General features: G+C 67.0%; 9 protein-coding genes. 8 read left to right on the top strand and 1 reads right to left on the bottom strand.

All coding sequences use genetic code 11. The features are described from left to right. Positions 1 to 86: 86 nt before the first annotated feature. Positions 87 to 1,676 carry a sensor domain-containing diguanylate cyclase gene (locus DMR_RS21720; protein WP_015863201.1) on the bottom strand — a complete coding sequence of 530 codons (1,590 nt, stop codon included), beginning with the start codon at positions 1,674 to 1,676 and terminating at the stop codon, positions 87 to 89. A 131-nt stretch (positions 1,677 to 1,807) separates the two neighbouring features. On the opposite strand from DMR_RS21720, the gene DMR_RS21725 reads away from it, so the two are divergent. From DMR_RS21725 to DMR_RS21760, 8 genes are all read left to right on the top strand, one after another. Continuing rightward, entirely contained in the window at positions 1,808 to 4,771 is a 2,964-nt protein-coding gene (locus DMR_RS21725) for a DEAD/DEAH box helicase (RefSeq protein WP_043601353.1), read from the top strand. A 302-nt stretch (positions 4,772 to 5,073) separates the two neighbouring features. After that, entirely contained in the window at positions 5,074 to 5,838 is a 765-nt protein-coding gene (locus DMR_RS21730; RefSeq protein WP_015863203.1) for an ABC transporter ATP-binding protein, read from the top strand. A 308-nt stretch (positions 5,839 to 6,146) separates the two neighbouring features. Beyond that, on the top strand, positions 6,147 to 6,812 hold the full coding sequence (locus DMR_RS21735) for an ABC transporter permease (RefSeq protein WP_232502854.1): 666 nt from the start codon (positions 6,147 to 6,149) through the stop codon (positions 6,810 to 6,812). Continuing rightward, complete coding sequence (locus DMR_RS21740; RefSeq protein ID WP_015863205.1) at positions 6,809 to 7,573, top strand: ABC transporter permease; 765 nt, start codon at positions 6,809 to 6,811, stop codon at positions 7,571 to 7,573. The genes DMR_RS21735 and DMR_RS21740 overlap by 4 nt, the downstream gene beginning before the upstream one ends. Positions 7,574 to 7,592: 19 nt before the next feature. Next, entirely contained in the window at positions 7,593 to 8,537 is a 945-nt protein-coding gene (locus DMR_RS21745) for an ABC transporter substrate-binding protein (RefSeq protein ID WP_015863206.1), read from the top strand. 495 nt (positions 8,538 to 9,032) lie between these two features. Continuing rightward, positions 9,033 to 10,163, top strand: a complete 1,131-nt coding sequence (locus DMR_RS21750) for a hypothetical protein (protein ID WP_015863207.1) — start codon at positions 9,033 to 9,035, stop codon at positions 10,161 to 10,163. Continuing rightward, a complete protein-coding gene (locus DMR_RS21755) occupies positions 10,127 to 11,761 on the top strand; it encodes a glutamate synthase-related protein (RefSeq protein WP_015863208.1) in 1,635 nt (544 codons plus the stop codon). Before DMR_RS21750 ends, DMR_RS21755 begins: the two co-directional genes overlap by 37 nt. Before the next feature lie 38 nt (positions 11,762 to 11,799). Further along, positions 11,800 to 14,133, top strand: a complete 2,334-nt coding sequence (locus DMR_RS21760) for an FAD-dependent oxidoreductase (protein WP_015863209.1) — start codon at positions 11,800 to 11,802, stop codon at positions 14,131 to 14,133. Positions 14,134 to 14,225 lie beyond the last annotated feature (92 nt).

Below are 14,225 nucleotides of genomic sequence, written 5' to 3' on the forward strand. Positions count from 1 at the left end.
CCGCAACCCCCTGCAACTGTTTCCCGTTGCAGGGGTCCGGGGGGATCATCCCCCCGGCCGCCGGAGGCAGCTTTTCTTTTATCCCGTCACTCCGCCATCACCCGGTTGCGGCCGGCCGCCTTGGCCGCATACAGCGCGGCGTCGGCCCGGGCCAGCAGGTCGTCGAAGGCGGCTTCGCCAAATTCCTGGCTGTCGTGCACGGCCGCCACGCCCACGCTTACCGTCACCGACAGGCTGCGGCCGGCCGCTTCACACGGTTTTTCGGCCATGGCCCGGCGGATGCGCTCGGCCTGTTCCAGGCCCTGGGCTAGGTCAGCGCCCACGAGCAGCACGGCGAATTCCTCGCCGCCGTAGCGGGCCGCCAGATCGGAACGCCGTACGGCCCCGGTCAGCAAAGTCCCAATGTGGGCCAGCACGTGGTCCCCGGCCTGATGGCCGAAGGTGTCGTTGACCCGCTTGAAATGGTCCACGTCGAACATGAGGCAGCAGCAGGGCTGGCCGGCCCGCAGGGCGGCGGCCACGAGCTTGAGGCCGCTGGAGAACAAGAATCGTCGGTTGTACAGGCCGGTCAGCTCGTCCTGGACGCTTAACTGTTCGATGGCGTCGATATGGCCGCGCACGTCGCAGGCCATTGCCGAAAAGGCGACGAACAGTTCCTCCACCTCCCGGGGCAGATCCGGCGGCGCGGCCAGGGGGCATGTCTCGTCGTACTCCTTGGAACGCAGCTCCCGGGCATGTCGCGACAGGGTCTCCAAAGGCTGTTCCAGTTTGCGGCAAAACCGCAACACCAGCGGGGAAATGAGGATGATGGCGGCCAGGGCGCCGGCCGCGACCCATAAGGCCTGGCTGCGGTAGCCGACCAGGGCGACGGCGGCCGGTTCCTGGCGCACAAGCTTGAGGCCCCCACGGTCCACGGCCACCGACACGGCCAGCATTTCCCGGCCGTCCGCATCGCGGTAGACCGCCCCCCGCTCCCCGGCCCCCAGGGCCTGGGGCGCGATCCGGCCGGTCAACTGGCCGCTGGCGACGCGCACCGCCGCGCTGGGGGCCAGGATGCGCCCCTCGGCGTCGCACAGCACGGCCTTGCCCTGGCCCAGGATCGTGGTTTGCCGCAGCCAGACGTCCAAGGCGTCGAGCTGCACCGAAGCAAAGACAAGACCGCCGAACGTGCCGTCCAGGCGCGCCACAGGCGTGGCGAACAGGCAGATCGGCTTGCCCGAAGCGCGGCCGATGATGCCGGCCACCAAGGAGTCGCGACCTTGACGCGCTTCCAGAAAATAGGATCGGTCGCCGACATAGACGCTGGGCGATCCAGACGAATCGACCTGGGTGTGCCCGTCCTGGTTCACGGCAACCACGGCCGAAACCGAGGGATGGGTCCGCACGTACTTGGCGAAAGCCTGGCGCATCAGGTCCGTGTTGCCCGTGCGCGTCCCGTCGAGCAGGGCCAGAAACCGCGCATCGTCGAACCGCTCGTCGATCCAGGAGCGCAAGACGCTGCGCTCCGTGGCCAACGTCTCGGCCATGCCGGACAGCGTATCGTCAATGATTTGACCGCGCTGAAAGAAATAAAAGAAACCGGCCGCCAAAAGCAGCGGCAACGAAACGCACAGCAGCGTATAAAAACGCAGCAGTCCGCGAAGGGTGTCGAGACCAAGCCAACGTTTCAGTCGCATGACTCCTGCCGGACGACGCTGTATCCCACAAGGAGCGTCGTGGCCCAATGAAGTGAATCAATCCGGCTAGTCTAGCCCAAACCGGCCGGTCCGGCAATGCGCCCGCCTTGCGCAAACCCGGATTTTCGACCATGACCGTTGCAGGCAAGGCCATGCAGTCCGAGACCCCTCCCCCCCCGATACCCGACGACGACCAAGACGGCCGCGATGTGGCCGCCTACGTGGCCGCGCTGATCGCTTCCGAGCGTCTGGGCCACCTCGTCGTCCACCACCGCGTGCTGCCGGCCAGGCCGGCCGTTTTCGCCGAGCCTACCCGGCCCTTTTCCCGGGCCGTCGCCGGCCTTCTGACCGCCAAGGGCATCCCCGCCCTCTACAGCCACCAGGCCAAGGCCACCGATCTGGCCCGGGCCGGCCGCCACGTGGCCGTGGCCACCCCCACGGCCAGCGGCAAGACCATGACCTATCTGCTGCCCGTGCTGGAGGAAGTCATCCGCAACCCCGATTCCCGGGCCATCTTCCTCTATCCCTTAAAAGCCCTGGCCCAGGACCAGCAAAAGGCCATCCGCGAACTGGCCGCCAGCCTGCCCGAATCGGCCCGGCCGACCACGGCCATCTACGACGGCGACACGTCCCCGCATTTTCGCCGCAAGATCCGCGACAATCCGCCGCACATCCTCATCACCAACCCCGAGATGCTCCACCTGTCGCTTCTGCCCAACCACGAGAACTGGAGCACCCTTTTCGCCGGCCTGTCCCATGTCGTGGTGGACGAAATGCACACCTACCGGGGCGTGATGGGCTCGCACATGGCCCACGTGTTCCGCCGCCTGACCCGCGTGTGCCGCCGGTTCGGGACCGACCCGGCCTACGTCTTCTCCTCGGCCACCATCGGCAATCCCGGGCAGCTGGCCGAAGACCTGACGGGACTGCCCGTGGCCACGGTCACCGAATCCGGCGCGCCCACCGCCGCCCGCCATTTCCTGTTTCTCAATCCCGAACAGTCCGCCGCCACCACCGCCGTCATGCTCCTGGCCGCCGCCCTCAAACGCGGGCTGCGCACCATCGTCTACACCCAGTCGCGCAAGATGACGGAACTGATCAGCCTGTGGATCAAGGAGAAAGCCGGCCCCTACGCCTCCCGGGTGTCGGCCTACCGTTCGGGTTTCCTGCCCGAGGAACGCCGCGACATCGAGGCGGCCATGGCCTCGGGCCGGCTCCTGGGCGTGGTCTCCACCTCGGCCCTGGAACTGGGCATCGACATCGGGGGGCTGGACCTGTGCATCCTGTGCGGCTACCCGGGCTCGGTCATGTCGGCCTGGCAGCGCGGCGGCCGGGTCGGCCGGGCCGGGCGCGAATCCGCCGTGGTGCTCATCGCCGGCGAGGACGCCCTGGATCAGTATTTCATGCGCCATCCGGCCGAATTCTTCGACCGCCCGCCGGAATCGGCCGTGATCAATCCGGCCAACCCGGCCATCGCCGCCAAACACCTGGAATGCGCCGCCGCCGAGCTGCCCATCGAACTGACCGATCCGCTCCTGGCCGAGGCCGGCATCCGGGCCGAGGCCGAACGCCTGGAAGACAAGGGCTTGCTGCTGCGCGACCGCGAGGGCACGCGCTACTTCGCCGCCCGCAAACGCCCCCACCGCGACGTCAACCTGCGCGGCTCGGGGGGCCAGTTCACCATCGAGGCCGGCGGCGCGGTCATCGGCCAGATCGACGAAATGCGCGCCTACCGCGAAACCCATCCCGGCGCGGTCTACATCCACCGGGGCGTCTCCTATCTCGTCGAATCCCTGGACATCCCCGAACGCCGGGTGGTGGTCGCCCAGGGAACCGTGGACTATTACACCCGGGCGCGCGGCCAAAAAACCACCGAAATTCTCGACGTGCTGGGCGAAAAAACCGTCAACGGCGTGCCGGTCTTCCTCGGCCGCCTCAAGGTCACCGAAACCGTCACCGGCTACGAGCGCCGCCGGGCCAGGGGCGGCCAGCTCCTGTCCATCGTGCCGCTGGACCTGCCGCCCATGGTCTTCGAGACCGAAGGCTTCTGGTGGGTCATCCCCCAGGACGTCCAGGCCGAACTCGACAAACGGCTGTTCCATTTCATGGGGGCCATCCACGCCATGGAACACGCCATGATCGGCATCCTGCCGCTACTCGTCCTCACCGACCGCAACGACCTCGGCGGCATCTCCACGCCCCTGCATCCCCAGGTCGGCCGGGCCTGCGTGTTCGTCTACGACGGCGCGCCAGGCGGCGTGGGGCTGACCCGCCTGGCCTTTGCCAAGGCCGATGAGGCCCTGTCCCGGACGCTGGCCGCCGTGGCCGGCTGTCCCTGCGAAACCGGCTGTCCGTCCTGCGTCCATTCCCCCAAATGCGGCTCCGGCAACCGCCCCATCGACAAGGTGGCCGCCCGCTATCTCCTGGAGCTGCTCATGTCCGGCAAACTCCCCGAAACCGATCCCTGCCGCCCCGAAGGCCTGATCTCCAACGAACCACCGCAACCCGGCGACCCCCAAGCCTCCCCCAACCCCAAGGCCGCCGTGACGAAAAAATCCCCGGGCCGTTACGGCGTGCTGGACGTCGAAACCCGCCGGGCCGCCGCCGACGTGGGCGGCTGGGGCAACGCCCACAAGATGGGCGTGTCCGTGGCCGTGCTCTACGACTCGGGCCTGGACGACTGCATCACCTACGCCCAGGAGGAACTGCCGGCCCTCTACGAAGCCCTGGCCCGCCTCGACCTCATCGTAGGTTTCAATATCCTGCGCTTCGACTACAAGGTGCTGGCCGGCGCGTCGCCCTTGGACCACCGCAAGCTGCCCACCCTGGACATCCTGGAGCGCGTCCACGCCCGCCTGGGCTACCGCCTGTCCCTGGACGGCCTGGCCAAGGCCACCCTTGGCACGCAAAAATCGGCCAGCGGCCTGGAAGCCCTGGCCTGGTGGAAGGAAGGACGCATCGACGAGATCGCCGCCTACTGCAAAAAGGACGTGCTCGTCACCCGCGACCTCTACACCTTCGGCCGAGACAACGGCTATTTGCTGTTCAGCAATAAGGCCGGAAAGATTGTACGGTTGCCCGTGGAGTGGGCATAGAGCGTAGAGGAAAAAGAGAAGAGGAAGATGCCTCCGGCGGCCGGGGGCCTGAGGCCCCCGGACCCCCCGAATGAAGAAAAGGGGGGGGGCGGCTTCGCCGCATGGACGTGGCTTGCTTTCTCTTCGCGAAGCCTTCCTGTTTGGGGAGCGCTTTTTCCTGGGGATTTTCAGGCTCCGCCTGAAAATCCCCAGGAAAAAGCGCTCCCCAGACTGGGAGGGTCCGGGAGGGGATTACCCCCTCCCGGCCGCCGGAGGCATTCACCCTCTTCCCTCTTCACGATATTTTGACGTATTCCGAGAAAATGATGCTGCGTATTGAAGGGTTGACCAAGACGTACGGTGTGAACGGGACGCCGGGGATGTGTGCCCTGGGCGGCGTGAGTTTCGACGTGCCCAGGGGGGCGTTCGTGTCGCTGGTCGGCCCGTCGGGCTGCGGCAAATCCACGCTTTTGCAGTGCGTGTGCGGGCTTATGCGCCCAACAAGCGGCCGGGTGACCCTGGGCGGCCGGGAGATCGTTTCGCCGCCGCCGGAGATGGCGCTCATTTTCCAGAACGCCGCCGCCTCGCTGTTTCCGTGGTTCACCATCAGCGGCAACATCCGCTTTGTCCTGCGTCGCGCGGCCGGAACCAAGGCCGAGAAAACCGACAAGGCCATGGAGGCCCTGCGTTCGGTGGGGCTGGCCGATTTCGCCGGCCACTATCCCTGGCAGCTTTCCGGCGGCATGCAGCAGCGCGCCGCCCTGGCCCGGGGGCTGGCCTACGGAGCCGACATCCTGCTCCTCGACGAACCCTTTGCCTCGGTGGACGCCCAGACCCGGGAGGAACTCGAAGACTTGCTGGCCGGTGTGGCCCTGGCCCAGGGCAAGACGGTGCTCTTTGTCACCCACGACATCGACGAGGCCGTGTACCTCTCCGACGCGGTGGTGGCCCTGACCCCGCCGCCGGCCCGGGTCGCGGCCGTGCTGCCCATCGACCTGCCCCGGCCCCGCGACCAGATCGCCAGCCGTGAACGCCGCGATTTCCTCGACGCCCGCAAAGCCATCCACGCGTTGCTGCGACATGAGTAAGAATAAGAAAAAGGCTCAGGAGGGGCGCTGCCCCTCCCGTACCCTCCTCGCCGGGGGGATCATCCCCCCGGACCCCCGAAATGGGGGACGGCGGCGTCCGCAAGCCTCCAACAAGACCGCAAGCCCTTGCGGCAGCCCGCCCCGTGGCCGCGCCTGACCCTACCCCCCCTATCGAGGGGGTCCGGGGGGGATCATCCCCCCCGGCGGGTGCAGGGCAGAGCCCTGCTTACATCGGCCTACTCTTCATCGTCTTTCTTCTGGCACTTTGGGAGTGCCTGGCCCGGGCGGGGGTGTTGGCGCCCGGGGCCGTGCCGCCGGCTTCGCGGGTGGCGGCGGCGCTGTGGGAGCTGGCGGCAAGCGGCGAGGTTTTCGCCGAGATCGGCCGCACGGCCGGCCGGGCGGTGGCCGGGTTCGCCTTGGGCGGATTGGCGGGCGTGCTCTTGGGCTTTGGCTGCGGCGTATTTCCGGGCTTTGGCCGGGCGGTGGGAACCACGGCGGAATTCTTGCGCCCCATGCCGTCTGTGGCGCTTATTCCCATCGGCATTTTGTTTCTTGGGCTGGGGTTTGGGCTGTGCGTGGCCGTTGCCGCCTTTGCCTGCTGTTGGCCGGCTTATGTGGCGGCCCGGGCCGGGGCCGGCGCGGCCGGGCCGGAGTTGCGCGACACGGCCCGGGCTTACGGACTGGGGCGCACCGAGAGCATTGTGTTCGTCCTGGCCCCGGCCGCGTTGCCGCAGATTTTCGCCGGGCTGCGCACGGGGCTGGCCGTGGCCGTGGCCGTGGCCGTGACCACGGAGATGGCGGCCGCGCCAAACGGCCTGGGCTCGTTTATCCTGGAAGCCTCCATGGCCGGCCGGCCGGAGCGGATGTATGCCGGCATCGTGGCCGTGGGTGCGCTTGGCGCGGCGCTTAACGCCCTGTTTCTGGCCTTGCGGCGGCGGACGCTTGTCTGGTTGCCGGGAACGGGGCGGCCATGAAGCGGTTGTCGGGCATCATCGTGTTGTGCGCCCTGGCCGGCGTCTGGGAGTGCGTCTCCCGGGCCGGACTGGTCTCGAAGCTCTATTTTCCGCCGGTCTCGACCATTGCCGCCGTGTTTTGGGAGCTGACGGTTTCGGGGACGCTGCCGGCCCAGGCCGGGGAGACGTTTGCCCGGGCCGTGGCCGGGCTCTTGGCCGCCCTGGTCCTGGCCGGGCCGTTGGGGCTGGGCATGGGCACGTCGCGCCGGTTGTCCGCGCTGCTGACGCCGGCCGTGGAGCTGGTGCGTCCCGTGCCGCCGCCGGCCGTCATTCCGGCGGCCATGCTGCTTTTGGGCATCGGCACGAGCATGAAGCTTTCGGTCATCGTCTTTGCCTGCTTTTTCCCCATCCTGGTTGGCGCGGTGGACGGCGCGCGCCATGTGGAGCCGGGCTTTCGGCTGACGGCGGCGGCTTACGGCCTGCGTCGCTCGCAGCTGCTTTTCGGCGTCATCCTGCCGGCGGCCGGGCCGAGTCTGGCGGCCGGGTTCCGCACGGCCGTGCCCATGGCGCTGATTGTGGCCGTGCTGTCCGAGATGGTGGGCGCGTCCAGCGGCATCGGGCATTACATCCTGCGGATGCAGCGCACCTTCGCCATCCCGGAGATGTACGCCGGCGTGGCCTGGCTCGGCATTTTGGGCCTGGGCTGCAATCTTGCCGTGGAGCGGGGGCTTTCGCGCCTACTGCGCTGGCACGAAGGCTGGAAAAGTGGTATGGGGCGCTGAGCAAACCCAGGAGGACGCCATGCCCATCGCCGCCCTTGCCGCCTTTGTCCTGTCGCTGTTCCTCGCCGTCCCGGCCCTGGCCGCCGATCCCGCGCCGCTGAAGGTCGGCTACATCCCGGTGGGCGACTGCCTGCAATACTACGTGGCCGAGGAAGAAGGCTATTTCGCGGCCGAAGGGCTGGCCGTGGCCGGCGCGGCCATGAAGGGCGGCGCGGTCATCGCCCCGGCCGTGGAAGGCGGCGAGCTGGGCATCGGCTGGTCCAACACCGTATCCATCATCCTGGCCCACGCCAAGGGCTTCGACTTCGCCTTCCTGGCCCCCGGGGCCGAGGGCGTGGCCGGAACCAACGACGTCCATGCCCTGCTCGTGCCGGCGGACTCCCCCATCACGTCCGTGGCCGGGCTGGCCGGCAAGACCGTGGCCGTAAACACCCTGGGCAACATCAACGAGGCGGCCATGCGCGCCCTGGCCCAGAAGGCCGGCATCGCCCCGGACGCCATCCGGCTGGTGGAGGTGCCCTTCCCGGACATGGCCGGAGCCATGGCCAAGGGTTCGGTCCAGGCGGCGCTGACCCTGGAACCTTTCGTCACCGACGCCGTGTCGCGCGGCGCGGCCAAGGTCCTCGACCCCTCGCCCCATGCCGCCTTCGGCAGCCCGTATCTCATCGGCGGCTGGTTCGCCAAAAAGGGCTGGATCAAGTCCCATCCGGCCGAGGCGGCGGCTTTTGCCCGGGCCGTGGCCAAGGCGGCGGCCTTTATCGACGCCAACCCGGAAAAGGCGCGGCAGATCCTCAGCCAGCGCACCAAGCTGGCCCCGGAGCTGGCCGCCAAAATCGTGCTGCCGCGCTTCCCCCAGAGCCTTGACCCCAAGGCCCTGGCCGGCGTCATCGACGTGTCGGCCCGGTTCGGGCTTCTGGCCAAGCCCTTCCCGGCAGCCGAGATCCTGGACGCGCCGGCCCAGTAGGCCGCACGCTTCGCGCCGCCTCGTCGGCAGCCAGCCCCTTGTCGTCAGACGCCCCGGGCGCGCCCCACGGCCCGCGCCCGGGGCGTCGATGCTTCGTCGTCACGCTTCTCCTCGCGCCAGTGACCCGAATATTCTTCGCCGACCTCCCCTCCGACAACGCCGCCGTCCAGCCTGGCAAAACCGGGGCCGCAAGACGTTTTCCACAGCCACGGCCCAGCCAAACGAACATTGTTCGCTGACCACCTGGGAAAAACCGCCGACGAAACGACGTCCAAACAGCCCATTTCCGAACGACCAACCGGAACCCACAGGGCCGAGTTGCCAAAACCGGCGAAAAGCCTTCCGAAAAGACCATCTCCACAATGGCGCTACCGCCCGTATTTGCTGGTTTTTATGCCGCCTAAGTACCGAATTTTATTTTTCACTTTACGATAGCCCATTTTGTCACTATGAAAAAACCCCCCTTAATGAGAATTCGATTATTCGGAGTAGACCATGTGCCGCTTATTCGCCCTCAGCAGCCGGGACCCCGTGTCCCCCATGCGCGCCATCGAGGCGCTCAATGTCATGAAGGAAGGGCACGACGGCTCGGGCGTCGGTCTTTTCCTCTCCGACCTCGGCGGCCCCTTCGGTGAAATGAAGGATGCGCCCATCCTCTCCGGAATCTTTACCGACGAAGGCTTAAAACGCCTCGACGCCTACATGGGAGAACGCGGGTTCGTCACCCGCAAGACTCTCGAACTTGATCCGCGCACCAAGCCGCCCCTGGGAACCCCCGTGCGCGGCTCCTATATCGCCCGGGCCTACGAGGCTCCGGCCGACCTCAAGGCCAAAAGCCAGGCCGAACGCGAGCTGGCCTACATGCTCATGCGCGTGGAACTGCGCCACATGGGCGAGGAAAAGGAAGACATCCGCGTCTTCTCGTTCTGGCCCGACACCATCATGGTCAAGGAAGTCGGCGACCCCATGGAGGTCGGCGAATACCTGGGCCTGGACCGCCCCGAACTGGCCTGCCGCCGCATCCTGGCCCAGGGCCGGCAGAACACCAACTACGCCATCAATCTCTACGCCTGCCATCCGTTCTTCCTGCAGGGCGTATGCACCATGACCAACGGCGAGAACACGGCCTTCGTGCCCATCCGCGAATACCTGCTCTCGCGTGGCTTCCCCGGCTACATGGGCTACCAGTCCGACTCGGAAGTCTTTGCCCACATCATGCACTTCACGCTCAATCGCCTCCAGCTTGGCATCGAATACTACAAGCACGTCATCACGCCGCTGTCCGACGCCGAGATGGCCGAGCATCCCGATCAGGCCCTTTTGGCCCGCATCAAGCAGACCTGCCGCAAGCTCATCATCGACGGCCCCAACTGCGTCATCGGCTGCCTGCCCGACAAGACCATGTTCATGGTCCAGGACCGCAAGAAGCTGCGGCCCGGCGTGGTCGGCGGCAAGCCCGGCATCTTCGCCTTCTCCTCGGAAATCTGCGGCCTCGACGCGGCCATCCCCGACCGCGACCAGCACGCCGATTTTCAACCCATGCACCTGGATACGGCCATCGTGCGTCCCCAATGCCAAGAGGTCACCATATGCAATCAACTGCAGTCATTACCCCGTCCACACTAAGCGTCAACGACCTGCCCTGGCAGATCGAGTGGGACAAGAACACCTGCACCCTGTGCGGGCGCTGCACGTCCGTTTGCCCGGTAAACGCCATCGAACTCGGCGTTCACCGCAAACGCACCGTCGAGGCCTTGCCGGGACTGCTCAAAAAGCCCACCAACAGCTATTCCATCTACCATGGCATCCGCCAGCGCACCGATCCGGCCTACCGCTGCATCGGCTGCGCCATGTGCAACATGGTCTGTCCCAATAACGCCATTGCCCCGCGCCTGCGTCCCGAGGCCACGACGCTGAAGTTCCACAACAACCGGGGCGGCGCGGCCCGCACCCGTGGCGGACGGCGCAACGACGGCGGCAGCCTGCTTGATCAGATCAAATTCATCCGCATCTCCATGCTCACCGACCCGGCCCTGGACGCCGGCCGCCACGAGTTCGAGCTGCGCACGCTCCTGGGTCGCATCCAGCCGCCCGAGGAAGGCTTGGCCGCCCTGGCCAACAACGGCTGGGTGCCGGCCGTGCGGGAAATCTACCCGCTCATGATCGGCTCCATGTCCTTTGGCGCGCTCTCCCCCAACATGTGGGAAGGCCTGGTCATGGGCGTGACGTACTTGAACGAAGAGCTGAACATGCCGGTGCGCATGTGCACCGGCGAGGGCGGCTGCCCGCCGCGTCTGCTGCGCTCGCGGTTCCTCAAGTACATGGTCCTGCAGATCGCCTCGGGCTACTTCGGCTGGGACGAGATCATCAAGGCCCTGCCGGACATGAAGGAAGACCCCTGCGCCATCGAGATCAAGTACGGCCAGGGAGCCAAGCCCGGCGACGGCGGCCTGCTCATGTGGTACAAGGTCAACAAGCTTATCGCCGCCATTCGCGGCGTGCCCCAGGGCGTGTCCCTGCCCAGCCCGCCGACCCACCAGACCCAGTACTCCATCGAGGAGTCCGTGGCCAAGATGATCCAGTCCATGTCCATGGCCTGGGGCTTCCGCGTGCCGGTCTATCCCAAGATCTCCGGCACCACGACCTCCACGGCGGTGCTCAACAACCTCGTGCGCAACCCCTACGCCGCCGGGCTGGCCATCGACGGCGAGGACGGCGGCACCGGCGCGGCCTACAACGTGTCCATGAACCACATGGGCCACCCCATCGCCACCAACCTGCGCGACTGCTACGACAACCTGGTCATCTCCGGCAAACAAAACGAGATTCCGCTCATCGCCGGCGGCGGCATCGGCAAGAACGGCAACCTGGCCGCCAACGCCGCTGCGCTGATCATGCTCGGGGCCAGCGCCGTGCAGTCCGGCAAATACATCATGCAGGCCGCCGCCGGCTGCGTCGGCTCCGAAGCCGACCGCTGCAACGTCTGCAACATCGGCGTGTGCCCCAAGGGCATCACCTCCCAGGACCCGCGCGTGTACCGCCGGCTTGATCCCGAAAAAGTGGCCGAACGGCTGGTCGACGTCTTCCTGTCCTTCGACACCGAACTGCGCAAGATCGTCGCGCCCCTTGGCCGGTCCACGTCCCTGCCCATCGGCATGTCCGACGGCCTGGGCATCAGCGACTACCACGTGGCCGAGCGCCTGAAGATCAAATACGTGGTTTAACCCGGGCGTCCTTTTACACGCACCAAGGCGGCACGAACATGGCACAGCAAACCGTCACCATACACGGCATAGAAAACGGACAACGCGTCCAGTCCCGCATCCTGGAGGAGCGCATCCAGCGCGCCGTCACCCAGGGCGCGCGCGACCTTATTGTTGAAGCCTTCGGCCAGCACGGCATCGGCGGCCGGTTGTGGGTCTCCCGCGAGGAGCCGATCAACGTGCGCATCACCGGCTCGCCCGGCCAGCGCACCGGCTCCATGGGCTTCCCCGGCACCCGCATCGACATCGACGGCTCGGTCTCCGACGACATCGGCTGGCTCAACGCCGGAGCCGACATCGTCGTACGCGGCAACGCCGGCAACGGCGCTTGCAACGCCATGGCCCAGGGCAAGGTCATGATCGCCGGCAACATCGGTTCGCGCGGCATGACCATGACCAAGCAGAACCCCAAGTACGCCGCGCCGGAACTCTTTGTCCTGGGCAGCGTCGGCGACTACTTCGCCGAATTCATGGCCGGCGGCACGGCCGTGGTCTGCGGCTTCGAACCGCAAAACCCGGACAACGTGCTCGGCTACCGCCCCTGCGTCGGCATGGTGGGCGGGCGCATCTTCTTCCGCGGCCCCCACAAAGGGTTTTCCCTGGCCGACGCCAAGCTCGTGGCCATCGACGACGCCACGTTTGGCTGGCTGACCGAGAACCTGGGGAAGTTCCTCGACGCCATCGGCCGGCCGGAACTGTTCGACACGCTGTCCAAGCGCGACGACTGGCAGCTCATCGCCGCCCGGTCGCCCTACGAAAAGACCGGCAAGACCCGCCGTCCCATGGGCGAATTCCGCGCCCAGGTCTGGGACGCGGAGCTGGGGCGCGGCGGGCTTATCGGCGACCTCGACGATTCCGACCGCAGCACCATCGGCCTTATCGTCACCGGCGAACTGCGCCGGTTCGTGCCGGTCTGGGAAAACAAGAAATACCTCGCCCCCTGCCAGGCCAGCTGTCCCACCGGCATCCCGGTGCAGGAGCGCTGGCAGCTCGTGCGCGACGGGCTCATGGACGAAGCCATGGACCTGGCGCTCGCCTACACGCCCTTCCCGGCCACGGTCTGCGGCTACCTGTGCCCCAACCTGTGCATGCAGGGCTGCACCCGCAATGTCGGCACGTTAAAGCCCCTGGACACGGCCATGCTCGGCAAGGCCAACGTCAAGGCCGGCAAGATGCCCAAGCTCCCGGAGCTGTCCGGCAAGCGCGTGGCCGTCATCGGCGGCGGCCCGGCCGGCATGTCGGTGGCCTGGCAACTGCGGCTGGCCGGCCATGAGGCCGTGATCTACGATCCGGCCGAGAAGCTCGGCGGCAAGATCACCTCGTCGATTCCGTCCAGCCGCATCCCGGCCGACGTGCTCGACGCCGAAATCGCCCGGGCCAGGGAAATCCTGCCCCACATCCAGACCCAAAAGGCCCTTTCGGCCGACGAGTTCGCCCAGATCGTCACGGACTACGACTACGTGGTGCTGGCCGTTGGCGCGAACAAGCCGCGCATGTTGCCGGTTCCGGGCAAGGAACTGGCCACCCCGGCGCTGACCTTCCTCAAGGCCGCCAAGAAGGGCGAGGGCAAGGTCGGCAAGCGCGTGGTCATCATCGGCGCGGGCAACGTGGGCTGCGACGTGGCCACCGAAGCCGCGCGCCTGGGGGCCGAGTCCATTACGCTCATCGACATCCAAAAGCCCGCCGCCTTTGGCAAGGAAAAGCACGACGCCGAGGAAGTCGGCGCGGTCTTCAAGTGGCCCTGCTTCACCAAGGAGATCACGCCCGAGGGTGTCATGCTCCAGTCGGGCGAGCTGATCCCGGCCGACACGGTGCTGCTGTCCGTGGGCGACGTGCCGGACATCGAGTTCCTAGGCGACACCATCGCCACGGAACGCGGCCATGTGAAGGTCAACAGCATCTTCCAGACGACCAACCCCAAGGTGTTCGCCATCGGCGACATCGTGAAGCCGGGCCTTTTAACCCAGGCCATCGGCATGGGCCGCGACGCGGCCCGGGCCATCGACGAGATCCTGACCGGCAAGCGTCCCTGCGAGGACACGCGCAAGATGATCGACTACAAGCGGGCCAAGCTTGAGTACTTCGATCCGCGCGTGCTGGAGTTTAATGATCTCGACTCCTGCGCCAGCCAGTGTTCGTCCTGCGGCGCCTGCCGCGACTGCGGCCTGTGCGAGACCTTGTGCCCGGTGGGGGCCATTTCCCGCCAGCAGAAGGAAGGCAAGGAGTTCGCCATGGTTTCGGACCCGGAGAAGTGCATCGGCTGCGGTTTCTGCGCCAACGCCTGCCCCTGCGGCGTCTGGAGCTGGGTGGAGAATACGCCGCTGACGACGTAGCGATGCGGGGGGAAGCCCCCGGCCCCGAGAGGGGCGAAGTGAATGAATAATGGACGGGCCGCCTCGGAAGAGGCGGTCCGTTTTTTAGATCG

The organism is Solidesulfovibrio magneticus RS-1, assembly GCF_000010665.1.
Classification (GTDB): domain Bacteria; phylum Desulfobacterota; class Desulfovibrionia; order Desulfovibrionales; family Desulfovibrionaceae; genus Solidesulfovibrio; species Solidesulfovibrio magneticus.

Coding starts and splice junctions, on each gene's coding strand:
- DMR_RS21720 (WP_015863201.1), bottom strand. CDS start 1,676: ATGCGACTGAAACGTTGGCTTGGTCTCGACACCCTTCGCGGACTGCTG.
- DMR_RS21725 (WP_043601353.1), top strand. CDS start 1,808: ATGACCGTTGCAGGCAAGGCCATGCAGTCCGAGACCCCTCCCCCCCCG.
- DMR_RS21730 (WP_015863203.1), top strand. CDS start 5,074: ATGATGCTGCGTATTGAAGGGTTGACCAAGACGTACGGTGTGAACGGG.
- DMR_RS21740 (WP_015863205.1), top strand. CDS start 6,809: ATGAAGCGGTTGTCGGGCATCATCGTGTTGTGCGCCCTGGCCGGCGTC.
- DMR_RS21745 (WP_015863206.1), top strand. CDS start 7,593: ATGCCCATCGCCGCCCTTGCCGCCTTTGTCCTGTCGCTGTTCCTCGCC.
- DMR_RS21750 (WP_015863207.1), top strand. CDS start 9,033: ATGTGCCGCTTATTCGCCCTCAGCAGCCGGGACCCCGTGTCCCCCATG.
- DMR_RS21755 (WP_015863208.1), top strand. CDS start 10,127: ATGCAATCAACTGCAGTCATTACCCCGTCCACACTAAGCGTCAACGAC.
- DMR_RS21760 (WP_015863209.1), top strand. CDS start 11,800: ATGGCACAGCAAACCGTCACCATACACGGCATAGAAAACGGACAACGC.